The organism is Corynebacterium aurimucosum ATCC 700975 (assembly GCF_000022905.1).
Lineage (GTDB): Bacteria > Actinomycetota > Actinomycetes > Mycobacteriales > Mycobacteriaceae > Corynebacterium > Corynebacterium aurimucosum_F.
In genome coordinates this window covers 2751102-2774358 of the sequence record NC_012590.1, presented here as the reverse complement: position 1 = coordinate 2774358, position 23257 = coordinate 2751102, and the positions used below count along the sequence as shown (strand labels likewise).

Here is a 23257-nt window from a genome sequence, read left to right as displayed (position 1 = left end):
GAAAAACTATCCGTGAGACTTCTTTTTCTTCCGCTTACCCAGACGGAACAGGGCAGCTAGGGCGAGGGCGAGCGCGGCGATCGCGCCGACTCCATAGACGCTAACGATACCGGCACGCGTCTGCACCGTGATGTCGATTGGATCCGAAATCAGGTGCTCAGATGGTGTTGCTAGCCACAGGCGCAGCGACGTCTGGTCAGCGTTGCTGGGCAGGTCAGCGGTCATGGACACGGTAATGGATCCCTTGGCCGGGATGTGAATCATGTTCTGCGTGTTCAACGTGGCGCCGTCGGGGGCGTCATAAGCCAGGTGGGCGTCGACAGGCAGCGGCAGGCCGTTCTCCGCCACGATGAGCAGCGGCGATGACTCTGAGACGCGGGTATACACGTTGCCCGGTGGGATGAGGGATACGGAGGCGCGGAGCTCGCGAAGCATATCCGCGTTCTTCTCCAACCGGGAGCGGCTCTGCGTCACCGAAGTCGGAAAACCGTGCAGGCTGGAGCGGCCGGTCGCGCTGAGCGCCGTGAGCAGATCGTGGCGCAGGGGCGCCGTGAAGTCGTAGCGCGTCATGGCAATACTGGGGTCGTTGACCATGATGGACATCAACTCGTCGGTATAGCGCGCCTGCTGTGTTACCTGTGTGATCTCGGCGTCGTGAAAGGCTGAAGGGTCCGGGTAGGGGCTGCCGGGACTCCCACTGCCCTCCTCCACCTCTAGCGCGGTAACGGGGCGGGGCTGGAGGCGCCCAGTATCGAGGAGCCGCTGCGCTGCTTCCATCACCGAACGTGCGGCGGCAGGGTCCTGGTAATTCGGCAGCTTGGCAACGGTCTCCTCTTGTGCAGACGCCACGCTTATCGACGCCCCCGCCGTCAGCGCCCTCGCCTGCTCCGAATCGATCGAGAAATCGTAGCGCAGCTCCGGATTGGAGTACCCGGTGGTTTGCGGCTTCGACCCGGTTTGGGCCAAGAGTGCGCCGAGGGAGGCATCGAAGGTGGCGGCCTTGCCTGCCCACTCGGAATTATCCGCCACCAACAGCGGAACGGACATCGCATGCTCGCTCGTCCCAGAGGCAGGTGCGGTGAGCTGCGTGCTGAGCGGGGCGCCGAGGATGCGCTCGATGGTGTCTGCGCCTTGTTCTACGGCCTCGTGGGTGAGCCATTCATTGCCCACTTTGGCCACGGCGTCGGTGTCTGCGTTGGCCCACGGCATGAGCATGCGGCAGTCCACCTTCTTTAGTTTTTCTAGCCATGCTGCGGCGTCCTGAGCACCCGCGCCGGGCGTGCCGCGATCGGAATCGGCGCTGCTAAACCAGGAATCGCGCAGGCGTGTGGGGTGTTTGGCTGTGGAGGGGCGCGTCTCGTTGACGGTGTAGCCGGCGGACATGCGGTCGGCGGCGTCGACAAGCGCGGGGTCCAAGGCCATACAGCCGGAACCGTGCAGATCATGCTGCAGGTAGGCATCGAGCAGTTGATCGAGCCGCCCGCCCGGGGAGAGCTGTTCAGCCAGCTGCTCGCTTTCTAAGATGAGCTCCTCGCCACCAGTATCCCCCGGCACCACGTCTACTTCGGCGGTGACGGGATAGACCAAGGAAAAGGAATGCTCGCCCTCGTCGTCGGGAGCCGTTTCTTCTCCTTGGAAATCCAGGATTGTCCGCTCCTCCGCGAAACTGGCGGCCTGGCCGCCGCGGGTGCCGGTGAGCGTGAACAGGAGCGGGTAGGCGCCAGGTTCCGTGATGGCGAGCGTGGAGTCCTCGCCCAATGCGGTGGGAACCTCCACGGTCAGCTCGCGGCTCTCCCCCGGCTCAAGCTTTCCTGCGCCGAGTGTCGCTCCATAATAAGGAAAGGAACCCGCAGCGAGCTCTTGGCGGGCCTGCGTGGTGGAGTTCACGGCAGTGCTGCGCCGGGAGGTTATCTGCAAGTCATCAACGGCGCTTTCGGTTGGGTTGTGGATGCGCAGTTGTAGCTTGAGCGTCTCCCCTACCCGCGCCTCCGTTGCGCTGAGCAGGCTGAGCTCCAGCTCGTCGGGACCGCGAGAGCCGAGCCAATAGTGGGAGTCAGTGATCCCAGTATCGGGAGTTTGTGCTTGGGCCACGGGGACGGCGCAGCCCACTGCCAGCGCCGCGATGGCCGCCGCTGCGCGCCACCTCACCGTGGGGTCGCCTTTCCTGCGGCAGCTTCCTTTCGCGCGAGATCCGGGAGGAGGTCGTGGGCAATGCGAGCCAGCTTGCGCTCGTCCGCATAGGCCAAGTGCTCGATGAGCTCGGAGACCGGGATCCAGGACACCTCCGTGACCTCAGGATCCTCGTCATTCATGATGCCGTCCACAAAACGCAGAAGGTGGTGGTGCACTGTTTTGTGAATGCGCACCCCATCGGAGACGAACCAATAATCAATCATGCCGAGATCTGCGAAGACCTTGCCGTGGATTCCCGTCTCCTCCCAGACCTCGCGCTCAGCGGTGAGTTCCTTGGCTTCGCCATTTTCCACATGCCCCTTCGGCATGGACCACAGTAGCCGCCCACGGCGGTCCAACCTGCCGATGAGCGCCACATAGATCTGGGACAGGTCCACGTTGCCGTCTTCGTCGACGGCCTCCGCCAATCCGGACACGACGAGTCCGCCGGCGGAGGTTTCATCCCGCGTGGTCATGCGGTTGGTGGACGTGCGCTGGGGGCGTCCCGTGCGGTGGTTCCGGTGGCCCGCGCCCCGCCGGCGGCGGCGTTTGGACCCTGGCGTGTTCTTAGTCATCCCTGCTAATCGTAGTAGACTTCGATCCGTGAATTTTCAGGACACTCAGCTAATCGGCGTTCTTGCCCGCGCGGACGCTACCGTCAGCCGGCTCAGTGGCCTCTTAAGCGGCCTGGTGGAGCGCTTTGCGCTTCACGACGCCCCCCTCTACCTCGTCGGCGGCTCCGTCCGCGATGCCCTACTTGGCCGTCTGGGCAACGATCTCGACTTCACCACTCCGGCTCGGCCCGATGTGGTTTATTCCATTCTCGAAGAGTGGGCGGAGACCGTATGGGATACCGGCATTGACTTCGGTACGGTTTCGGCGGCCTATAAGGGCCAGCAGATTGAAATCACGACTTTCCGCTCAGATAGCTATGACGGGCAGTCCCGCAACCCCGAGGTCATGTACGGCGATACCCTCGAGGGTGATCTCGTGCGCCGCGATTTCAAGGTCAATGCCATGGCCATCGAGCTGCGCTCGGACGGCACGCGTGAATTCCACGATCCGATGGGTGGGCTTGATGACTTGGCGAAGCGCATCCTCGATACCCCGGATGCGCCGGAGATTTCTTTCCACGATGATCCCCTCCGCATGCTTCGTGCTGCGCGTTTTGCGGCGCAATTGGAGTTTGACGTCGCCCAGCGCGTGCGCGATGCCATGATCGACATGGCAGGCGAAATCCAGCGCATCACCGTGGAGCGCGTGCAGGTGGAGCTCAACAAGCTCATCTGTGGCACCGCGCCGTGGAAGGGCATTGACCTGCTCGTTGATTCCGGTATTGCGGACTATGTTTTTCCGGAGATTCCGGCGTTGCGCATGGCTCCCGACGAGCACGCGCAGCATAAGGACGTGTACGCGCACTCGCTGACCGTACTGCGCCAGGCCATGGAGCAGGAGGAAGAAGGCCCGGACCTGATTCTGCGCTGGGCGGCCCTGCTCCATGACATCGGCAAGCCGGATACCCGTGACACCACCGATGGCAAGGTCAGCTTCCACCATCACGAGGTGGTGGGCGCGAAGCTCACCCGCAAGCGCCTGCGCAAGCTGAAGTTCCCCAAGGCTACGACCGAGGACATCGGCCAGCTGGTCTACTTACACATGCGTTTTCACGGCTTCGGCGATGGCCAGTGGACCGATTCTGCTGTACGCCGCTACGTCACCGATGCCGGTGATCTCCTCCCGCGCCTGCACAAGCTTGTGCGCGCAGATTGCACTACCCGTAATGAGCGCAAGGCCCGCCGCCTGCAGCGCACCTACGATCAGCTGGAAGAGCGCATCGCGGATATCGCCGCCAAGGAGGATCTCGCTCGCGTACGTCCCGACCTCGACGGCAACGAGATTATGGAGATACTCGGCCTTGAGCCCGGTCCCGAGGTGGGCAAGGCGTGGTCTTACCTCAAGGAGCTGCGCCTCGAGGAAGGCCCGCTGGAGCGCGAAGTTGCTATTGCGAAGCTGCGCGAGTGGTGGAATTCTAGATAGGGATGTACGCAGACAGACTCTTCAACGCCCTTGAGCGCAACGATCCCGCCCCTGGCCAGCTTCTCGTGGCGGCTCCCGACGTGCTCGCGCCCCACTACAATCGCTCCGTCATTCTCATCACTGAGCAGCATGCCGGGCATACCTATGGCGTGGACCTGACTAAACGCTCCGAGGTCGCCGTTTTCAACGTTATGCCGGAGTGGTTACCTGTGGTTGCTAAGCCGCAGGCCCTCTACATCGGTGGTCCGCACAATCAGCAGGCGGCCATTGGTGTGGCGCTGACTAAGCAGGGCGTGGACATTGAGAAGCAGCCGGCGCTGAGCCGCCTGGCCCCACGTGTGGCACTCGTCGATCTGCGCGTCGGTCCGGATGCCGTCACCGAATTAGTAGAGGGTATGCGCTTTTTTGCCGGTCATTTCGAGTGGGGCCCGGGTGAGCTCGATGAGGAAATTGACCGCGGTGAGTGGTACGTGGCCCCTGCCCTGCCCCAGGACGTGGTCTCCTCAGGCTCTACGGACACGTGGTCGGATGTCATGCGCCGCCAGGCCATGCCCCTGCCGCTGTTTGCCACTTTCCCGCGCTATATCGATGAAGATAATTAGCGCTCTTCCTTTTCCTCTGCGCTAACATCTCTGCCATGCGTGCGGAGATCATTAAGGCAGTACGGACCTGCATGCCCATCGCCGTCGGGGTGGTGCCGCTGGGCCTTGCCTTCGGCGTGCTCATGGTCCAGACCGGTTTCGACTGGTGGTGGACCCCCATCTTTTCCATCGTTATTTACGCTGGCTCGATGGAATTCCTTGCCATTTCCATGGTGACCGGCGGCGTGACGCCCGCCGTTGCCGCGGTGACGGGTTTCATGGTCAATTTTCGGCACATTTTCTACGGTCTGACCTTTCCACGCGATGAGATTTCGAGCCGCCTCGGCCGCGCCTATTCGACATACGCGCTGACCGACGAATCCTATGCCGTCCTTTCCGCCTTTCCCCGAAACTCTCGCCCAAGCGGCGTGTTTGTTTTTAGCGTGCAGCTGTATTGCCAAGTGCTGTGGGTCGGCTCCGGGATCATCGGCGCGGTGGCAGGCCAGGCCATTCCGCCCTCGGTGAAGGGCTTGGAGTTTGCCCTCGTTGCCCTGTTCATTGTGCTTGCCATTGACTCTTTCCAGAACAACAAGGATTACTCCCTCCCTCTGTCTGCGGCGGCTCTGGGAATCCTCGCGAGCTTTCTATTTCCTGGGCAGCTGCTCATGGTGGCGCTGAGTGCCTACTTTGTACTCTTGGTGGTGCGCTACTTCTCCCCGCGTATCGACAATGCGCTGATTCTGCGGAGGGAGCCGACATGCCAGGCGGAGTAACCCTCGGTAGCATTTTCGCCGTTTTGATCCCCGTAGGACTAGTCACCGTCCTCTTGCGGTGGCTGCCTTTCGGGTTCGTCAAAGCGCTTAAAGGAAGCCAGTTCATCAGCATGCTGGGATTCACCATGCCCGTGGGCGTGATGACGGTGCTTGTGGTCTATACCTTGTTTAGTTAGACCCAGGACACGGGAAGCCTCATCGCTCCCCTAGTGGGCGCAGCAGCTACCGCCGCGCTTCACCTGTGGCGCCGAAACTCGGGCTTGTCCATTTTCGGTGGCACGGCCGTGTACATGGTGTTAGTGAACCTGGTGCTTTAAAAGTCCCCGTACAGGGCGATGGCCTCGGTCCACAGGGAGTGGAACTGGAAGGCGTCGATAAGCTCGGCGTCGATGTCGGGGTACTTGTCGTAGGTATCGGGGTGGGGCACGACGCTCTGTGGGATGTTGGCGTCACCTACTGAGGCGGTTGGCGTGGCGGCACCGACGATGGCGTCATTTGGTGCGAGGGCAATCATGCGCAGCATGGTGCAGGCTTCGGCGTTGATTTCCTCCAGCTCCGCGATATGGATGGCGGTGCCGACCTCTGGGACAGTCATGGTGGTGCGAACATAAAGCTTTTTCATGTGCTCTCACTCTACCCGCGCGTAGCGAGCCGCCATAGACGCGCAAATCATAAGCTGCACTTGGTGGTAAATCATGAGCGGGAGGATGAGCAGCCCCAGAGAGGTACCGCCAGAGGCGAAGATGACCGATGCCATGGGAAGGCCTGTGGCCAAGGATTTTTTCGAGCCACAGAACTGGATAGCGATGATGTCTTCCCTGCTGAATCCCAACTTTTTACTCACGATCTTGGTTAACCACAGCATGAAGAAGACGAATGCAGTTGAGAACACAATCTGAAACAGGATCTGCCATACGCTAATCGACGCCCAGATCCCGTCAACCATTCCTTTCGAAAAGGCTGCATACACCACCATCGCGATGGAGCCACGGTCCACCACCTTCGTGGCTTTGCTTGCTGCGAGGTTGCCGACCCATTTTCTGGTGAGTTGGCCGAGCACGAAGGGCAGTAGCAGCAGCACGGAAATCTCAAAGAAAACCGAACTATCGATATGGATGCCGTCTCCCGCGCCCATGAGTGCCATGACCAGCAATGGAGTAATCACGACTCCGGCAAGGTTTGATGCAGACGCGGAGACGATTGCTCCGGGAACATTTCCTCGCGCGATTGAGGTAAAGGCTACCGATGATTGCACCGTGGATGGTACGAGCGTGAGGTAGAGAATTCCCAAGTAAAGATCGTTGGGGATGAACGCGGTGAGCGGGCGGAGCGCGAGGCCGATGATCGGGTAGACCACGAAGGTAAACGCCAGAATGGTGAGATGGAGCTTCCAGTGTTTGATGCCGTTGACGGCTTCGCGCGTTGAGAGTCGAGCGCCGTAGAGGAAGAAGAGAAGGGCGATCGCAATATTTGTGAAGACATCGAAGCCGTCTGCAAAGCTTCCGCGCGCGGGAAAAACGATAGCGATTGCGACGGCGAAGAGGATGAGGACGATGAGGGGGTCGAGTCTTTTGAGGCGCTCAATCATAGAAGAGAGTCTAGACGCCCCTCACGGTTTCACGTGAAACATCTTTTCAGTCCCCTGAGTCTCCAGAGAGCTCCTTTAGGCGGAGACGTTCTTGATTGTTCCCCCGTTGTTTTCTACGCCATACTCTGTAAGCGGTTTGGGGCTGGGTCCGCCGGTGACTTCACCACTACTGAGGTCAAAGCTGGAGTAGTGGCTAGTGCAGGTGGCAGTCATTCCCTCAATTTTCGTAATGAGGGAGCCCTGGTGTGGGCAGGTCTGCGAGTATGCCTTGAACTCCCCTTCTGTGGGTTGAGCGAAAATCACTTTGTCCACAATGATGGCTGAGCCGACGGGGATTTCTGTCGCAGCGATCTCTGCGGAAGGCTCCTTGCCGCAAGCGGCGAGGTAAACCCCGGCAAAGGTGGTGGCGGTACCAAGCAGGAAGAGACGGCGTGAACATGTAGTCATGTTGATTACTCTATCTGATTGATCGAGTGCGTTCTGTAGGATGATGGGCTGCTAGCTGAGTTTGCCGTCCCACACGGGTAGCTCTTCTTCCCTACTGCCGCTGAAGTCATAGGCACCGTAGTTTGTGCCGACGTCGTTATAGATTGTTCCGGCTACTGTGTGCCCGGTGCGGGTATCGCTAGCAAGAGCATAAGTAGCTCCTGCCCCTAGAATGCTGAGGCTGAGCGCGGCGGCAGCGATGATTCGAAACGTGCGGATGTTTGCAACTCTGTTCATGGGATCCATGGTGCGCCGGTGATCGTGTCTTGTCACGGCGCCGCCCCGTTCTCCCATAGTGTTGGTGCACACTTCTCAGTGTGGGCACAGGATAAAGAAAAATGGCTCCGCCCATGGTGGGGGTTCCCATGGTTGGCGGAGTAACGTATTTATTTGAATGTGACGAAACGGTTTTAGATAGGAATACAACGATAGATTACGTCACTGTGCTTTAAAGGGAGCTCTAATTCTTGTTCATGTTATCGGCGCGTTCCGCGGCTGCGCGGGCCGCGGAGACGTCTACAGTCGGCGCTTCTCCCCCGCACCCGCCATTGCCGCAGTTGCAGGAATCACCGCAGCCTTCTTCCTCTTTGTGGGCTTGGTTCCACAGGTAGGAGGCGCGGGCGCCCATGTTTGAACCGATGGACAGCGCGAGGACTGCGACGACGAAGGTGAGCGCGGGGATAAGCCACATCCATCCCTCCGCGCGCAGTGCGATGATGCCACCGAATATTAAAGCGATACCGCCCAGGAACCAGAACGGGCCCGCGACAGCGTGGGCGTTATCCCAGGCTTCTTTAGATTTGCGGATCTCCGCCAAGCGTAAACCAACGACGCTATTTCCAGGAAGCTTGCGGAGCGTGGCAAGGCCGCCGACGACAATAAGGACCGCGGCCAAGATGAGGAAAATGATTCCGACTACGAGCATGCCCTTTAGTCTATCCCGCTTCCTAGCTGGCGAGAAAGCTGGTTCAAATTATTCGCATCCTGCTGTAATATACATTTCGTGTCGCTTGGTAGATATTAAAGCATTTATCATCGGGCGCGAACATCGACGTGGTATCAACCATAGAAAAGACTCAATCATGACATTCAAGAGTGTTCTCAACTCTCTGCTGTTCAAGATTATCGTCGCGATAGTTTTGGGCATCATCGTTAGCCAGTTTGCCCCAGAGTGGTTTGGCAGGGCTTTTGCCACATATAACGGCCTGTTCTCAAACTTCCTCGGCTTCTTCATCCCCATTCTTATTCTTGCGCTCGTGGCTCCGGCAATTGCCGGCCTCGGGCGGGGCGCCGGCAAGTGGCTGGGCATCACTGCGGGAATTGCCTATGGCTCAACCATCGTGGCGGGCCTTGTTGCGTATGGTCTGACCCAGGCCCTGTACCCCACTTTGCTGGCTGGACAAACGCTCAATACCGAGGTATCCGACATCGATGCTGGTGCACTCGAGCCCTATTTCACTGTTGAGATGCCAGCACCATTTGAGGTGATGACGGCCCTACTTCTGTCCTTCTGCATTGGCGTGGCCATGACCACTGTGAAATCCGACAATCTCTATGCGATTACCAAGGAATTCGAAAACGTTGTTATCAAGGTGATCTGGGGCTTCGTTATCCCACTTCTGCCGATCTACATTTTCGGTATGTTCCTCTCGCTGGGCATGAACGGAAACATCGGCACGGTTCTGATCGCCTTCACGAAGGTACTTTTGCTCGCAGTTGTGATGACCTTGGTTTACCTTGTGCTCCAATACGTCATTGCTGGTGCCATTGCAGGTAAGAATCCGTTCAGCGCTTTGAAGAACATGGCACCGGCCTACTTCACGGCGCTGGGTACATCCTCCTCGGCGGCTACTATTCCGGTTACCTTGGGTGCCACTTTGAAGAATGGGATTTCCAAGCCTGTTGCTGGCTTCGTTATCCCCCTTTGCGCGACCATTCACCTCTCCGGTTCGATGATCAAGCTGACTCTATATGCCTTTGCGATCGTGTTCATGGCTGACGGTATGGAAGCTGATTTGGGTAAGGCTCTCGGATTCATTCTTCTTCTTGGCATTATGATGATCGCTGCCCCTGGCGTTCCGGGTGGTGCTGTGATGGTCGCTGTGGGTCTGTTGCAGGCCAATATGGGCTTCGATGATTCGATGGTGGCATTGATGATTGCTGCCTACATTGCCATCGACTCTGTTGGTACTGCTGCGAACGTTACTGGCGACGGCGCTATTGCGATGATCGTTGACCGCTTCGCACGGGACAAGATCGAAGGCTTGGAAGCTGAAGTTGATTCCTCTGCCGCCAACGAGGAGGCCGCCACACCCTAAGTTTCACGTGAAACGCTGATAGCTTCCCTCTCCCCTAGTCCGCTTCACTTCGGTGGTCTATTTACCTAGACCAACCTTCTGGAAGGCGGGCTCTGGGAGGGGGATTTTTTTATGCCCGAACAAGTTCCTTCACTAGTTGCGCAATCGCCGTCCGTGACTGGGGCGCCCTCGGTGGAAAGATTTTAGTTAACCCTTGCGTGCTCTCGTTCGAACAGGTATTCTATAGGTGGGTGTGGGGACGTCATTGTTCGGCTAGTTTAGGGGGTGCAACTACCCATGGGAACCACAACAAACTCTTCAACGTCAATACCTACCGCGTACTTCTCTCACTCAAACCCGCACGATCCTGATTGCAAGGCAGGCCAACTGATGCGGAGAATAGAGTACGAGTTTTGGTCCAGTGTCCAACCACCGCTCGATGCAGACTCAGATACTGCCTTTATGCGCATTGGGCAAAAGACAGGAAAGTCTCTTGCCCATGTGGCGCGGAATGTTATGGGACTCATTCGTCTCAATGAGTTGCCGAAGGTAAAGGCTTTGTGTTCAGAAGACTGAAATGGTAGCGGTGTGGTGAGTATCTGGTAGCGCCTGAGTGAGTATCCGGTAGCGGTGTCTCACTCAGGCGTTGTTGGTGGTTATGCGTTGGTGTTCAGGCGCATGTTTGGTCCTTCGAGTGTGATGATCTCGGCGCCGGAGACGAGTCGGTTGAGGATTGACTCGGAGATCACGGCGTCGGGGATGGACTTGTACCACTCCAGTGGGGTGAATTGTGAGGTCACTATCGTTGAGACTTTGCCTTCACGCCCGGCGAGGATGTTGAGAAGTTGGTGCGCGGTTGCGGCATCAACAGGTGTGGTCAGGAAGTCATCGAGGACCAGGACGTCGACGTCGTGGAGGTGCTGGATGAACTTCAGTCGTGCGGGGTCATCGGGTTGGAGGACTGCTAGTTCGGCGGCGAGCATGTCGGTGCGGTAGAACCGTGCTGAGTAGTCGTTGCGGCATGCTGCTGTGATCAGGGCTTGGGCGAGGTAGGTTTTGCCGACTGAGGATTTGCCCAGGATGACAATGTTTTGGCCCAGGTGGCACCATTGTCCGTGAGCGAGTCTGCTGACTTGCTCGGGGTTGATGTTGCGGTCAGGTGTGCAGACCACGTTTTCAAGGCAAGCATCAAGGTTTGGCGATCGGGATGCTTTCAGCAGTTTGTTGATGCGTCGTTCACGCCTGGCCGCGACTTCTTTATCGAGTGCGTAGAGCACCTTTTGGGAAAACGTCCATGTGTCGAATGCGGGATCGTTGGCGATGTCGATGACGCTTCTGCCGAAGGCTGTCATCCGCAGCGCGGTGAAGTCGGGCAGGACGGATTCGTCAAGGAAGCGATCTGTTGGCGGGGTTGGTGATGACAAGGGGTTTAGTTTCCTTTCTTTGCGAGGTTGTCCATGCTGAACTGTTCTGCACCGCCGAGAAACGCGCCGGTGGTATCCCGGTCGGTGACTACAGGGGCGGTGGGCTGGTTGGTTGTGGTGCTGCGCGGGGCTTGGTCTAATCCGCGGGGCCGGGTGGCGTGTTCTTTGCGTATGGCGGCCATCATGTTTTTGACTGCGGTATATGACACCGCCCGTCGGCTGCCGTCGTTGGCGGTCAGGCGCTGGCATGCCTCTTCCAGGATTGGTTTGTTGCCGTGTTTGCCCATCGAAAGCACATTTCGGCAAGACTGGTACGCCTGGGCCGGGATGGCTTTCGCCGCGATGAGTTCTTCGATGACCTTGCGTGTTGCCGGGCCGGTTTTGCTGGCTTCGCGATAAAAGTAGTCACTAGTCCACAGTCCACGGGTGGAGTCCATTCCAGATGGAATGTGCTCATAGTCAGTGACATAGGCCCCACGCTTATGCGAAACCTGGTGGGTTGCCACGGTCGTCCCCTGATCAAAGACGGTCAAGACCTGGCCTGTGATGCGCACATCGACAGTGCGGCCAACAAGCTGATGCGGGACGGAGTAGCGCACCGTTGCAACCGTGATATGGAAATCAGGGGCCACTTTCGCGCGCTTCCACTCGGTGTGCTGCCATGGGGTTGTCGGCAGGTCAGCAAGGAGATGCTGCTCGTGTTCTTCGAAGAGATCCCTGCGGCTGATGTGCTGACTGCGAAACGGCACGGACCTGTTGATTGCATCGACTAAGTCCACAATCTTTCCGTTGAGCTCGTCCAAGTCAACACACTGGTGGCCTTCAAGGGCGTGGATGACTTTGTGTGTGACGATCTTTACCGCAGCTTCCACATTCGCTTTATCCTTCGGCCGACGCGCGCGCGTAGGAAGTGCTGCTGTGTTGTAGTGCTCCAAGAACTGCTGGTAAGTGTCGTTGACCTTCCGATTCCTATCGGCAGTGCTGATCGCGTTTGATGCCGTCGACGCGTTATCGGGGACAACAACCTGGCAGACCCCACCAAAGTAGTCAAACGCTTGACGGTGGGTATCAAGCCAGGACTGTTGCCGCTGGTCAATACACGCACAGGCAAACAGCATCCCTGAATACGGCAGCGCGGCAACGAAAATGCTGACTTTCGCACCCGGTGTGCCCGCAGGGTCGTACAGGCACATCTTGGTCCCCGCCCAATCCACCTGCATCGTATGCCCTGGTGCATGGGTGATCCGGGCGGTAAGCCCGGCCGCATCGACATGGGAAGCAACCAACTGGCGGAACCGGTCGTAGCTGTAGTGACGCTGACCCGGCTGGGCGGGGATCGTGGTGTACCGAGCCCACAATACTTGCAGTGTTTGCTTCACACGCCCTGTGCGTGCTTTGACGACCGCGTCAAAGTCAATCGGGACGAACTCGCCTTGCCCGCTACTGCGCTTGTCAACGAATATCTCGTCCAGCTCGTCATTCGTCAACGCCGCGACCTGCTGGGCAGTGGTCAAGCCAAGGCTTCGCAGCGCTTGGTTCGCTCGGGAAATCGCGCGGTGCGAGCACCCGAGTTGGTCTTCAATCTGGCGGTAAGAACGCTTCCTAATCAGCAGCGTCATCACCGCACGGTAATCCGTCATCAGCGGACTCCTTCCAGTACGCGCCGCACCCGAGTGGTGCGGCTACCGGAAGTATCATCCCGAGCCCCGTGAGCTGCTACCAGATACTCACTGAAGCGCTACCAGATAGTCACGACACTGCTACCAAATAGCCGGTCGCAACACTTTGCAAGACGCTCAGTTCTTGCTTGACATGCAGGCCCTGGTCGCTATCGATCAAGTAATGGCAAAGCTCGGAAACCCTATTTCATCAGTTGTTGCCGAGATTGATAGTCAATTGGCGGCGTGGTTAACGCCGACTAAGCCGAACCAACTTTTCCCAACCGCAGATAAGATCCGGCGCAAGGTGCGTGACATTGCGAAGGTCTTGGATGATTCAATCGCCTTCCGAGACAGGCGGAAGAAGAATCGCTACTCGCTTCTCACTCGTGGAGAGCGTGCCTCGATTGAACTTGAAGTAGACAGCAATGTCGGCATCGTCATCCACGAAACCATCAAGTTGGCCGCTAAAGAGCACGACGTCTCAATGGCGGATGCCTTGATCCTCCTCATTACGGGCGAAATTAAACCTGAGGTAGGAAAGGTGGTCGTGCATGAATACAAATCCACGGATGTGGAAGGATCCCCAGTTTACGTCCAAGGACATGGATGGACCGGCGAAGGAGTCCCGGCGTCGAAGACAGTGACGCGCGACTTTAGTGATGCTCCAGAACCGTGCAGGGGTTACCAGCCTTCAGATGCCACACGAAAGTATGTTGAGGGGCGCGACGCACGTGTCGCGCCCCCGGCTGTAATCGTCCTGCATGGACCTGCCAATTGGACCATCGGATCAACTATTCCGATGGTGGCCAGACGCATGCATCCAATTTGGTTGCTCTTTGCCAGCACCACCACAACATGAAAACTGATGGGCGGGCCTTCTATATCCTAGACCCAGTTACCGGTGACGTTGTGTGGTTGTTTGAGGACGGAACCTGGGCGGTGACCGAGGCAACTGGTCCCCTGGCTCCGGCGTCAAAGGTGTGGGCGCGAACCATTGCGGAGGATGTCATTTCCCACCGTCGGAAGATGCACGAAGAAGCAAAAGCCTTGAAGGTGGAGCTGGACGGCGGTGAAATGGTCGAAATATTCGACAGGACGGACCCAGCAGATCGTTACTCGAGTGGGCACGAGGATATCCCCTTCTAGGGGTCTAGGGTCGGGAGTTGTTAGGAACGTACGGGGAATTGAGGAGGCATCTGGAGGGACATGGATTAGGCTCCACGGGTATTGCCTATTTCGACGCTGGTAGTCATCAGGTTAGCGCACGCGGACAGTGCGTAGTTCCACGTGAAACGGCCCCTTCCATCGCGATGCGCGGCGGCGGACGACGTGATGAAAGAGGCTGAGGTGAGTTGACTAGTCTGGGGCGCTCCTAGTCATGGTTGCCCGAATAGGTGTCCAGAAGGGTACCTAGAAAGCTTGTTTAGGATTCTGCATGTTTGGTAGCGGCCTTCATCTTGGAGACAAAGCCGGTGACCGCAGCGGCGAGCCCGTCGGCGGGGCGGCCTTCTTCGTCGAGGTGGGCGTCGACAATCTTCGTTAAAGCGGAACCGGTGATTGCACCAGCTGCGCCGGCGGCGATTGCGTCGGCGACGTGCTGAGGCGTCGAGATACCGAACCCAAGAAGAATCGGCGCTCCACCGAAGCGCTTCACGTTATTCACCACTTCATCGAGCCCGCGAGTTTCCGACTCCTTCTCGGTGCCAGTGACGCCGTCGCGCGAGATAGCGTAGATATAGCCCTTGGAGTACTGAGCCACTCCCTGGAGAGTTTGTTCAGATGCTTGAGCCGGGGCGATAAAGATTGGGTCAATTCCGGCTTTTTCGGCAGCGGCGACGAAAGGTGCGCCTTCGCGAACGGGGACGTCGGGAAGCAAGATGCTATCGGCACCCGCTTCCTGGAACTCGGAGTAGAAGGTCTCTAACCCGCGAGTGAAGGGAACGTTTCCGTAGATGAGCATGCCGATTGGTAGGTCGGGGAATTCGTTTCGGATGCGGCGGATTTGTTCGATCGCGGAGTCGACCGTCGCGCCGCCTGCAAGTGCGCGGATATGGGAGGCCTGAATGGTGGGGCCGTCGGCGACCGGATCGGAGAAGGGGACGCCGAGCTCGAGCGCGTCGGCACCACCGGCGACAGCGGCGCGAACAATGGCGAGAGCGGTGTCTGGGTTGGGATCGCTCAGCATGATGAAGGGGACAAATGCCCCTTCCTTGCGGGCGGCGAGGCTGGAGAAAAGTTTCTCGTAGCGGCTCATTACTTGTCCTCCGTGATCTTGAATTCGGGATGCGTGTCGAGGGTGCGGCGAACGTGGTCGATGTCCTTGTCACCGAGGCCAGAAAGGGAAACGAGAATGGTGATGTCCTCATCTTTGCGCTTGAGTGCATAGGCAAGGGCATGCGAGGATTCGAGAGCTGGGATGATGCCCTCCCGTCGGCTGAGAATCTGGAAGGCTTCGAGTGCTTCGGCGTCGGTGATGCCGATATAAGTGGCTCGGCCGGTCTGTGCGAGGTGGGCGTGTTGTGGGCCTACACCCGGGTAATCGAGGCCGGCAGAAATAGAATAGGATTCCTCAACTTGCCCGTCAGCATTGCGCATGAGATAGGAGCGGGCACCGTGGAGGATGCCAATGGTGCCGTTGTTGATCGTGGCGCCATGGTGGCCGGAGTCTAGGCCCTCTCCCCCAGGCTCGGCACCGACGAGTTCGACTGATTCCTCGTCGATGAAATCCGCAAACATGCCAATGGCATTGGAGCCGCCGCCGACGCAGGCGACGACCACGTCGGGGAGCCCGCCAGTGCGCTCCAGCATTTGAGCCTTGGCTTCCTCAGAAATGACTTTGTGGAATTCTCGAACAATCGTCGGGAAGGGGTGAGGGCCGGCCGCGGTGCCTAGGAGGTAGTGAGACTCGTGGAACGTCGCGGTCCAGTCACGGAGAGCTTCGTTGACAGCATCCTTGAGGGTGCCGGAACCAGAATCCACGGGAACAACTTTCGCGCCCATGAGTTCCATGCGGTAGACATTGGGCTGCTGCCTTTCGACGTCCTTTGCGCCCATGTAGATTACGCAATCGAGGTCAAGCAGAGCACAGGCGAGGGCGGTCGCCGTGCCATGCTGGCCGGCGCCGGTCTCCGCGATAATGCGGGTCTTGCCCATTCGCTTAGCCAAGAGCGCTTGGCCGATTACCTGGTTGGTCTTGTGAGCGCCTCCGTGCACGAGGTCCTCACGCTTGAGGAAGATGCGCGCCTTTCCGCCAAGTTTGGTCGCTTCGGTGAGAGGCGTGGGGCGGCCCAGGTAGTCCCGCAGGTAGCTGGCAAGCTCCTCGCGGAAGGCCGGATCATTCTGGGCGTCGACGAAGGCTTGCTCGAGCTGGTCGAGTGCTGGAATGAGTGATTCGGGAACAAATTGTCCGCCAAATTCACCGAAGTAGGCGGGAAGAATGGTCTCCCTGATGTCCTGATCGTTGGTCATGACTTTCCTTTTGTCTCGGGCTGTTGCTAGGGCTCGGGTTGGGAATTAATACGTAAAGTGACGAATAATATGGAAGGCTTGAGCGATGAGTGCACTGTCTTTTCGGACGTTCACTTCGACCCCTGAGTTGATGTCCAACCCGGCGGTGCCGACGCGAAGCGCCTCGGTGAGGTTCTCTGGTTTCAGGCCCCCAGCGAGAAGTGACTTTGCTTTGACCTCGTCCGGAACAGACGTCCAGTCGAAGGAGGTGCCGGTGCCGCCGGTGGCGGAGTCGAGGATGAGGAGGTCGACGGCGTCGGCAAGCGCGGAGGCGAGGGCCGGGCCGTGGGGTGCCGTCATGTCGATGGCGCGCCACACCTGGCGCTCCCCCACTGCTGCGCGTACGGACTCAATGAGTTCGAGCTCGGCCTCTGTGCTCCCCTGGTAAGGTGCGTGGATCTGCAAGGCAGAGATGCCATCGATGGCCAGGTCCTCCCAACCGGTCGTGCGGCGTGAGACCGCGACATAGTTAAGGTCGGGCTCATGAGCGATGATATCGAGCGCGGTTTCACGTGAAACATTGCGCGGCGATGCCTCTTCGAAGATGAGACCACCGTAGATCGCGCCGGCGGCGCGGGCGGCCTGGGCCGCAGACCACGTAGTGAGGCCGCAGACCTTGTTGTGGCCATAGACAAGCTCGCGGGCGGCGCGGTCGATGTCAGGTGTGCCGGTGAGCTGCGAGCCAACGAGAAAGGCATTGGCGTGAGAACCCAGGTGGCGAACGGTTTGGTTGTCGCGGATACCGGACTCCGAGACGATGACCTTGCCAGACGGGACGTGGTGCGAAAGGCGTTCGGAGCGAGTGAGATCGATGCTGAGGTCGTGGAGGTTGCGGTTATTAATTCCGATGGCGTCGATACCAAATGCGGTGGCGCGGGCGACTTCCTCCTCGGTGATTGCCTCGGTAAGGACATCGAGTCCGAGGGAATCCGCCAGCTGCTTGAGCTCCGCGTAAGTCTCGTCATCGACGATGGACATCATGAGCAGGATGGCGTCGGCGCCGAAATAGCGCGCGGCGTAGACCTGGATCGGATCAATGATGAAGTCCTTGCACAGCACGGGCAGGTGCGTGGACAGTGCGACGGTCTGCATGTGGTCGTAGTCGCCACCGAAGCGATCGGGTTCGCAGAGGACGGAGATAGCCGACGCATAGCGCGAGTAGATGCGAGCGATGGCCCCAGGTTCATAGTGTTCCCGAATGAGCCCCAGCGATGGCGAGGCGGACTTGCATTCCATGATGAAACGGTTGGTGCCGTTGAGCGCATCGTAGAAGGAACGTTTTGAGCGTGGGAGAGCAGCGAGGTCCACGTGTGCCAGGCGCTCACGGATGGCGGGAAGATGGGTGCGGCGCTTGGCAACGATCCCCTCAAGCACGGTCGGCAGAGCCATAGTTCGCCTCCTCGTGCTTCTTCAACCAAGCGGCCACGGTGCCATTCTTGATGAGCTGGTCGGCATGCGTGACGCCCTCGTGGATGGAGTCGGTAGTGCCATTGAGGTAGAACATCGCGCCGGCGGTAGCGGCGATCGCGTCGTGGTGGGCGGGCTCACCGGTACCGGCGAAAACAGCCCGGAGGGCCTTTGCGTTCTCTTCCCCGTTGCCGCCGGCGAGGTCAGCCAGTTCGTGGTGGGAAATACCGAGGTCCTCCGGGGTGAGCTCGTAGTGGCTAATGGTGCCATCGCGAAGCTCCCAGACCTGGGTGGTGCCGTGGACGGCAATCTCATCGGTACCGGCGCCGTGGACGACGAGCGCGCGCGTGCGGCCCAGATCCTTGAATACCTCGGCGATGAGCTGGCCCTGCTCGGGGTTGGCGATTCCCATGATCTGGAACTCCGGGCGGCCCGGGCTGAGCAGCGGGCCCATGGTGTTGAAGAGAGTCGAAATCCCGAGTCCCTTGCGCACCGGTTGCACGTGGGCAACGGCCGGGTTATACGCAGGAGCGAAGAGGAACGTGAAATTCGAGGCCTCGAGTTGGCGAACCGCGCGGTCCGGATCGAGATTGAGCGGGATGCCGAGGGCCTCGAGGACGTCCGCGGAGCCCGACTTGGAAGATACGGAGCGGTTGCCGTGCTTGACCATCTTGACCCCGCCGGCGGAGGCGACGAGCGACGCGCCGGTGGTGACGTTGATGGTGTTAGCGCCATCGCCACCGGTTCCCGCGGTATCCATGAGCCCCTTGCCTGTGATTGGGAACGGATGGCCGGCATTAAGGAATGCGCGGGCCGCGCCGGCGACATCGGCGAAGGTCTCGCCGCGGGTACGGATGTGGGTAAGGAGGGCAGCGATGTGAATATCGTCGTACTCCCCTACCGTCAGTGGCGTGAAGACCTCGATAGCCTGCTCGAGCGTTGGCTCGGAGATATCGAGGAATTCCTGCAGTATCTTTAGTGCTTTATTGTCTGTCATTACTTGGTTCCCTTCGTTGTAGGTTGAGTAGAAAGTTGTTTGATGCAGCGTTCAATGATGATTGGTCCCGTCGGTGTTAGAACCGATTCCGGGTGAAATTGAAGGCCGAGTGCCTTGCCGTCGAGAGTCTCTGCCGCCATGGTGACGGGTCCGATAGCGGTCTCGGTCTCGGCGAGGCTGCGCATCTGGGCGGGAATGTTCGCACAGCCTAAGGAGTGGTAGCGCGCAACGGGGACGAGGCGGCCCACGTAGTTCGGGTTATCTGGCTCGGAATCAGTGGTGAGCCCGTGGAAGAGCGGGTGCTTCGCGCCGGCGTCGGTCAGGGTCATGGGCACAGAGGAACCGTGCACTGGACCGCAGGCTTCGACCGTGCCGCCGAAATGCTCGAGCAGCGCCTGGAAGCCCAGGCAGATGCCGAGGATGGGGATGCGGCCGAGGGAGGCGTCGATAAGCTGCATCATCGAGCCGGCGTCGCGCGGATGACCGGGGCCGGGCGAAAGGATGATGATGTCGGGCTGTGGGGCGAGGACCTCCTCCACCGGTACGGTGTTGCGGAAGACGGTCGTGTTGTAGCCGGCGAGCGCGTCGACGAGGTTGTAGACGAAGGAATCGTGGTTATCGATGAGGACAACGTGCGGATTCATCGGATGACCTCCAGGTTTGCGTTGTGTGCCTGGGCGATGGCGCTGAGCACCGCGTAGGCTTTGTGGACCGTTTCATCGGCTTCGGATTGCGGGACGGAATCGCGCACGACTCCCGCGCCGGCCTGGACGACTGCCGTTCCATCCTTGACGTAGGCGGAACGGATGACAATGCAGTTGTCCATAGAGCCATCGCCGCGCAGGTAGCCGATAGCGCCACCGAAGGAGCCGCGGCGAGTACCTTCGGTCTCGCGGATGAGCTCCATGGCGCGCAGCTTCGGAGCGCCGGTGAGCGTGCCCATGTTCATGCAGGCGCGGTAGGCGTCGAGGGCGTCGAAGTCCTCGTGCAGCGTGGCGACGACGCGGGAGACCAAGTGCATGACGCGGGAATATCGGTCGACTTGGAGCAGGTCGGCGACCTTTCTGGTGCCGGGGACGGCGACGCGGGCAAGGTCGTTGCGCGCTAGGTCCACGAGCATGATGTGCTCCGAGACTTCCTTGGAGTCCGTGCGCATTTCCAGTTCATTGCGGATGTCCAGCTCGTGGGTCGCACCGCGCGGGCGGGTGCCGGCGACCGGGTAGAGCTGTACCTGCCGGTCGCTGGCCGTGTACTTCAGGTTGGACTCAGGGGAAGCACCGAAAAGCTCGTGCTCTGCGCCGCGGACATAGAACATGTACGGCGAGGGGTTGGTCTCTCGCAGCGTGCGGTAGGCGGCAAAGGCATCCGGGCAGTCGAGGCTGAACGCACGGGAAGGGACGACCTGGTAGATATCGCCGGCGTGGACGTTGCCCTGGAGGCGCTCCACGTGGCGTCGGAAAGCGGCGTCGTCGATGGAGGCGCGCGCGCTGATGGTCTCACGCGGTGAGGGGGCCTCGGGAGTAATAGGTCCGGTGGCGGCGGCCCGGTCGAGCTCCTCTTCGAGGGCGTGCTTGTCGACGCCCCACCCCTCAATCTTTGCCGTCTGCGTCAGGTGGTCCACCGTGAGGACGTGCTCGGCTACGAGAAATTCATAATCGGGGTATTCGTTAGGGCCATCAGGAACCGGCGGCAGCGCCTCGAAGGTATCGATGTAGTCGAAGGCGAATCCCCCACCAAGGAAAGGCAGCGACTCGCCGGAATAGGGCTGGCTAAACTGCAGTGTGCGAAGGATATCCGCGGTGGAGGTGGCGCGGAGGCGGGCGCGCTCATCGTGCTCGGTTGAGAGCTCGAAGCTAAAGGTGGCGCTGTCCTCACCGTCCTGGCTCATCCTGAAGCGGAAGTCCTGACGAAGCTCATCTAAAAGCAGGTGACCGGCTGGCGTTAAGGCCGTTGCGGTGACCTCCTGGCCGCGGCATGCGACCTTGAGCGCAGCCTTGGTGATGGCGATGCAGGTGAGGTTCTTCTTGGACTCGATGTCTGCGGATTCTAAGAGCAGGGAATCCTGCGGTGTGGCGAGGGCATAAAAGAGCGCGCTGGCGTCTGGTGTGTACCTGACCTTGCGTTTGGCTGTAAACGGCATACTGTGTCTTTCTTTAAACGATAGTGAGTGCTGCCGCGAGCTTTATTAAGAGAGCAAAACGCCGAAAAGCCCGCAGCTGCGGGCCTTAAAAACTGGGAGAAGAACGAGGCCCGCGGGTTACGCGCGCCACCACCAAAGGTTAAAAGTGTTCTTCACATCACTGACTCTAACACCGATACCTTCTGTCGTACAGATAAAGGTCATTCGGGTACCCCCGTGGCCTGATGGTGGTCCGAGCTCATTAAATCGAGAGTGATACAAGAAACATGCAGCTAGCCGGTGTGAGGTACAACTCTAAAACTGTAGAACTATAGCTTTTGCAGGGCTAAGAGTACCCCCGCGCGGGAACAATATTCATAAAACTGCTGCTGCTCTCTCAGCTATCGCCCTGAGCGCTGCTGCCCTCGTGGGCTGCTCCTCGTCGTCGGAAAGCGCCAGCGGGGATTCCGGAGGCGGAGACTCCTACTCCATCGGAATTAACCAGCTGGTTCAACACCCCTCTCTCGACGCCGCGGCAGAAGGGTTCCAGGAAGCCTTCGAAGAGGCGGGCGTGGATGTGGAGTGGGATGTTCAGAATGCCAACGGCGAGCAAGGTACTGCGGTGTCCATCTCCCAGCAGATGGCAAATGCTAATCACGACCTCTACCTGGCCATCGCTACCCCAGCGGGTCAGGCAATGAGCAAGTCCATCAAGGACAAGCCTTTGCTGTTCACTGCGGTGACGGATCCCGTGGAGGCGGAGCTCGTGGAGGCGCTGGATAAGCCGGGCAAGAATGTCACTGGTACCTCTGACGCCGCGCCCATCGAGGAGCAGGTAGAGCTCATTAGCCAGCTGGTCCCGGACGCCAAAACTGTGGGCGTCGTCTACTCCTCCGCTGAGGTGAATTCCAAGGTGCAGGTCGAACAGCTGACGGAAGCAGCCAAGCCGAAGGGTATTGAAGTGAAGTCGCAGACGGTGACCTCCGTGACGGAGATCCCGCAGGCCGTGGAGGCGCTGGGTGATGTCGATGCCATCTACATTCCGACCGATAACATGGTCGTCTCCGGCATCTCTTCGCTCATCAAGGTAGCGAATGACAAGACCATCCCGGTCATCGCTGCGGACTCCGGTGCCGTTGAAGGCGGCGCTGCAGCCACCATCGGTATTGACTACAAGGAGCTGGGCCGCCAGACCGGTGAGATGGCGCTGCGCATCCTCCAGGACGGCGCTGACCCGGCCGAAACCCCGGTGGAAACTGCATCTGAATACACCTACGTGATCAACGAAGACGCAGTGAAGGCGCAGGGCATTGAGGTACCGCAGGAAATTCTAGACAAGGCTGAGACGCTGTGATTGGAGCACTCGAGCTTGGGCTCATCTATGCGGTGATGGCCGTGGGCGTCTACCTCACGTTCCGTGTGCTTGATTTCCCAGACCTGACGGTCGACGGCTCCTTCACCACCGGGGCTGCAACTGCCGGCGTGCTCATTACGAATGGGGTCAACCCCTTTTTGTCCTCGCTGGCTGGCTTCGCCACCGGATTCGTGGCTGGCTGCATCACCGGACTTTTGCACACGAAGGGCCGCATCGATGGGCTGCTTGCTGGCATCCTCACGATGATCGGTCTGTGGTCGATCAACCTGCGCATCATGGGCAGCGCTAACGTGCCGTTGCTGACGCAGGATTCTGTATTCACCCCACTGGATGCCGTCATGGGAACTTGGGCCGGGGTGGGGTTGCTCGCTGTGGGCGCGGTGGTGCTCTGCCTGCTCATTGTGTGGTTCCTGTCTACGGACTTGGGCCTCTCGCTGCGCGCCACCGGTGACAACCAACAGATGATCACCTCCTTTGGCGTGTCCACGGATTTCACCAAGATTTTGACCTTGGCTCTGTCCAACGGTCTGGTGGGTCTGTGCGGTGCGCTCATCGCGCAATATCAAGGCTTTGCCGATATCTCGATGGGTATTGGTCTCATTCTGGTGGGTCTGGCCTCCGTCATCCTTGGGCAGGCGGTACTCCCCCAGTCGCGCCTGTGGATGGCCGTCGTGGCGGTGGCACTGGGTTCCGTGATCTACCGACTCATCATCTTCGCCGCTTTGCAGGTGGGTCTCAACCCGAATGACATGAAGCTCATTACGGCGCTGCTGGTTATCGTCGCTCTCCTGGTGCCTCGCATGACGCGGGTACGTGGGAAAAGGAAGGCCTAA

General features: G+C 59.3%; 22 protein-coding genes and 2 pseudogenes. 9 read left to right on the top strand and 15 right to left on the bottom strand.

Going from position 1 to position 23257, the window contains the following annotated elements; genetic code table 11:
- Positions 1-6: 6 nt before the first annotated feature.
- Entirely contained in the window at positions 7-2148 is a 2142-nt protein-coding gene (locus tag CAURI_RS13180; RefSeq protein ID WP_010188051.1) for a hypothetical protein, read from the bottom strand.
- Positions 2145-2729: pseudogene (locus CAURI_RS13175) on the bottom strand (NUDIX hydrolase); the annotation flags it as partial. The pseudogene CAURI_RS13175 and the gene CAURI_RS13180, both read right to left, overlap by 4 nt.
- 46 nt (positions 2730-2775) lie before the next feature.
- Between CAURI_RS13175 and CAURI_RS13170 the strand changes: the two are divergent.
- The 4 genes and pseudogenes from CAURI_RS13170 (at position 2776) to CAURI_RS13995 (ending at position 5880) form a co-directional block, all read left to right on the top strand.
- Complete coding sequence (locus CAURI_RS13170) at positions 2776-4209, top strand: CCA tRNA nucleotidyltransferase (RefSeq protein ID WP_010188047.1); 1434 nt, start codon at positions 2776-2778, stop codon at positions 4207-4209.
- Between the two features lie 2 nt (positions 4210-4211).
- Positions 4212-4811 (top strand): YqgE/AlgH family protein, encoded by a 600-nt coding sequence (locus tag CAURI_RS13165; RefSeq protein WP_010188045.1) that lies wholly within the window; start codon positions 4212-4214, stop codon positions 4809-4811.
- A gap of 35 nt (positions 4812-4846) precedes the next feature.
- Positions 4847-5563, top strand: a complete 717-nt coding sequence (locus tag CAURI_RS13160) for an AzlC family ABC transporter permease (RefSeq protein ID WP_012715388.1) — start codon at positions 4847-4849, stop codon at positions 5561-5563.
- Positions 5548-5880, top strand: a pseudogene (locus CAURI_RS13995) (branched-chain amino acid transporter permease). The gene CAURI_RS13160 and the pseudogene CAURI_RS13995 overlap by 16 nt, the downstream one beginning before the upstream one ends.
- On the opposite strand, the gene CAURI_RS13150 reads toward CAURI_RS13995, so the two are convergent.
- The 5 genes from CAURI_RS13150 to CAURI_RS13130 form a co-directional block, all read right to left on the bottom strand.
- Positions 5877-6185 (bottom strand): hypothetical protein, encoded by a 309-nt coding sequence (locus tag CAURI_RS13150; RefSeq protein ID WP_010188038.1) that lies wholly within the window; start codon positions 6183-6185, stop codon positions 5877-5879. The pseudogene CAURI_RS13995 and the gene CAURI_RS13150 sit on opposite strands and share 4 nt — an antisense overlap.
- Before the next feature lie 6 nt (positions 6186-6191).
- Positions 6192-7151: a bile acid:sodium symporter family protein gene (locus tag CAURI_RS13145; RefSeq protein WP_010188036.1), complete on the bottom strand. Its 960-nt coding sequence runs from the start codon at positions 7149-7151 to the stop codon at positions 6192-6194.
- A 75-nt stretch (positions 7152-7226) separates the two neighbouring features.
- Positions 7227-7598: a Rieske (2Fe-2S) protein gene (locus CAURI_RS13140; RefSeq protein ID WP_010188034.1), complete on the bottom strand. Its 372-nt coding sequence runs from the start codon at positions 7596-7598 to the stop codon at positions 7227-7229.
- 51 nt (positions 7599-7649) lie between these two features.
- Positions 7650-7874, bottom strand: coding sequence for a hypothetical protein (locus tag CAURI_RS13135; RefSeq protein WP_010188033.1), 225 nt, complete (start codon positions 7872-7874; stop codon positions 7650-7652).
- Positions 7875-8097: 223 nt separating this feature from the next.
- Complete coding sequence (locus CAURI_RS13130) at positions 8098-8562, bottom strand: SdpI family protein (RefSeq protein WP_010188031.1); 465 nt, start codon at positions 8560-8562, stop codon at positions 8098-8100.
- A 157-nt stretch (positions 8563-8719) separates the two neighbouring features.
- Between CAURI_RS13130 and CAURI_RS13125 the strand changes: the two genes are divergently transcribed.
- Positions 8720-9955 carry a dicarboxylate/amino acid:cation symporter gene (locus CAURI_RS13125; protein ID WP_010188029.1) on the top strand — a complete coding sequence of 412 codons (1236 nt, stop codon included), beginning with the start codon at positions 8720-8722 and terminating at the stop codon, positions 9953-9955.
- Positions 9956-10590: 635 nt separating this feature from the next.
- Here the strand turns inward: CAURI_RS13125 and CAURI_RS13120 are convergent.
- Positions 10591-11358, bottom strand: coding sequence for an ATP-binding protein (locus CAURI_RS13120; RefSeq protein WP_012715386.1), 768 nt, complete (start codon positions 11356-11358; stop codon positions 10591-10593).
- Between the two features lie 5 nt (positions 11359-11363).
- Positions 11364-12998 carry an IS21 family transposase gene (gene istA / locus CAURI_RS13115; RefSeq protein WP_012715385.1) on the bottom strand — a complete coding sequence of 545 codons (1635 nt, stop codon included), beginning with the start codon at positions 12996-12998 and terminating at the stop codon, positions 11364-11366.
- Positions 12999-13161: 163 nt separating this feature from the next.
- Here istA and CAURI_RS13110 point away from each other — a divergent pair, with 163 nt between their 5' ends.
- On the top strand, positions 13162-13878 hold the full coding sequence (locus CAURI_RS13110; protein ID WP_241760817.1) for a hypothetical protein: 717 nt from the start codon (positions 13162-13164) through the stop codon (positions 13876-13878).
- Positions 13794-14165: an HNH endonuclease signature motif containing protein gene (locus CAURI_RS14160; protein WP_012715384.1), complete on the top strand. Its 372-nt coding sequence runs from the start codon at positions 13794-13796 to the stop codon at positions 14163-14165. The genes CAURI_RS13110 and CAURI_RS14160 overlap by 85 nt, the downstream gene beginning before the upstream one ends.
- Before the next feature lie 277 nt (positions 14166-14442).
- On the opposite strand, the gene trpA is transcribed toward CAURI_RS14160, so the two are convergent.
- From trpA to CAURI_RS13080, 6 genes are read right to left on the bottom strand one after another with little or no spacing between them, the layout of a single operon-like run.
- Positions 14443-15273: a tryptophan synthase subunit alpha gene (gene trpA, locus CAURI_RS13105; RefSeq protein ID WP_010188018.1), complete on the bottom strand. Its 831-nt coding sequence runs from the start codon at positions 15271-15273 to the stop codon at positions 14443-14445.
- The gene (trpB, locus tag CAURI_RS13100) at positions 15273-16487 is read right to left on the bottom strand and encodes a tryptophan synthase subunit beta (protein WP_010188014.1); all 1215 of its coding nucleotides are present in this window, start codon (positions 16485-16487) and stop codon (positions 15273-15275) included. Before trpB ends, trpA begins: the two co-directional genes overlap by 1 nt.
- Positions 16488-16532: 45 nt before the next feature.
- A complete protein-coding gene (gene trpCF / locus CAURI_RS13095; RefSeq protein WP_010188012.1) occupies positions 16533-17915 on the bottom strand; it encodes a bifunctional indole-3-glycerol-phosphate synthase TrpC/phosphoribosylanthranilate isomerase TrpF in 1383 nt (460 codons plus the stop codon).
- Positions 17893-18930: an anthranilate phosphoribosyltransferase gene (trpD, locus tag CAURI_RS13090; RefSeq protein ID WP_010188010.1), complete on the bottom strand. Its 1038-nt coding sequence runs from the start codon at positions 18928-18930 to the stop codon at positions 17893-17895. Before trpD ends, trpCF begins: the two co-directional genes overlap by 23 nt.
- Entirely contained in the window at positions 18930-19574 is a 645-nt protein-coding gene (locus CAURI_RS13085) for an anthranilate synthase component II (protein ID WP_010188009.1), read from the bottom strand. The genes trpD and CAURI_RS13085 overlap by 1 nt, the downstream gene beginning before the upstream one ends.
- On the bottom strand, positions 19571-21070 hold the full coding sequence (locus CAURI_RS13080) for an anthranilate synthase component 1 (protein WP_010188008.1): 1500 nt from the start codon (positions 21068-21070) through the stop codon (positions 19571-19573). The genes CAURI_RS13085 and CAURI_RS13080 overlap by 4 nt, the downstream gene beginning before the upstream one ends.
- A gap of 352 nt (positions 21071-21422) precedes the next feature.
- Between CAURI_RS13080 and CAURI_RS13075 the strand changes: the two genes are divergently transcribed.
- On the top strand, positions 21423-22403 hold the full coding sequence (locus tag CAURI_RS13075) for an ABC transporter substrate-binding protein (RefSeq protein ID WP_029158887.1): 981 nt from the start codon (positions 21423-21425) through the stop codon (positions 22401-22403).
- The gene (locus tag CAURI_RS13070) at positions 22400-23257 is read left to right on the top strand and encodes an ABC transporter permease (RefSeq protein ID WP_010188006.1); all 858 of its coding nucleotides are present in this window, start codon (positions 22400-22402) and stop codon (positions 23255-23257) included. The genes CAURI_RS13075 and CAURI_RS13070 overlap by 4 nt, the downstream gene beginning before the upstream one ends.

Excerpts from the sequence above, each read along its gene's own strand:
- CAURI_RS13080 (WP_010188008.1), bottom strand. The coding sequence starts at position 21,070 with ATGCCGTTTACAGCCAAACGCAAGGTCAGGTACACACCAGACGCCAGC.
- trpB (WP_010188014.1), bottom strand. The coding sequence starts at position 16,487 with ATGACCAACGATCAGGACATCAGGGAGACCATTCTTCCCGCCTACTTC.
- trpA (WP_010188018.1), bottom strand. The coding sequence starts at position 15,273 with ATGAGCCGCTACGAGAAACTTTTCTCCAGCCTCGCCGCCCGCAAGGAA.
- trpD (WP_010188010.1), bottom strand. The coding sequence starts at position 18,930 with ATGACAGACAATAAAGCACTAAAGATACTGCAGGAATTCCTCGATATC.
- CAURI_RS13085 (WP_010188009.1), bottom strand. The coding sequence starts at position 19,574 with ATGAATCCGCACGTTGTCCTCATCGATAACCACGATTCCTTCGTCTAC.
- istA (WP_012715385.1), bottom strand. The coding sequence starts at position 12,998 with ATGACGGATTACCGTGCGGTGATGACGCTGCTGATTAGGAAGCGTTCT.
- CAURI_RS13145 (WP_010188036.1), bottom strand. The coding sequence starts at position 7,151 with ATGATTGAGCGCCTCAAAAGACTCGACCCCCTCATCGTCCTCATCCTC.
- CAURI_RS13150 (WP_010188038.1), bottom strand. The coding sequence starts at position 6,185 with ATGAAAAAGCTTTATGTTCGCACCACCATGACTGTCCCAGAGGTCGGC.
- CAURI_RS13140 (WP_010188034.1), bottom strand. The coding sequence starts at position 7,598 with ATGACTACATGTTCACGCCGTCTCTTCCTGCTTGGTACCGCCACCACC.
- CAURI_RS13130 (WP_010188031.1), bottom strand. The coding sequence starts at position 8,562 with ATGCTCGTAGTCGGAATCATTTTCCTCATCTTGGCCGCGGTCCTTATT.
- CAURI_RS13165 (WP_010188045.1), top strand. The coding sequence starts at position 4,212 with ATGTACGCAGACAGACTCTTCAACGCCCTTGAGCGCAACGATCCCGCC.
- CAURI_RS13125 (WP_010188029.1), top strand. The coding sequence starts at position 8,720 with ATGACATTCAAGAGTGTTCTCAACTCTCTGCTGTTCAAGATTATCGTC.
- trpCF (WP_010188012.1), bottom strand. The coding sequence starts at position 17,915 with ATGGCTCTGCCGACCGTGCTTGAGGGGATCGTTGCCAAGCGCCGCACC.
- CAURI_RS13160 (WP_012715388.1), top strand. The coding sequence starts at position 4,847 with ATGCGTGCGGAGATCATTAAGGCAGTACGGACCTGCATGCCCATCGCC.
- CAURI_RS13135 (WP_010188033.1), bottom strand. The coding sequence starts at position 7,874 with ATGAACAGAGTTGCAAACATCCGCACGTTTCGAATCATCGCTGCCGCC.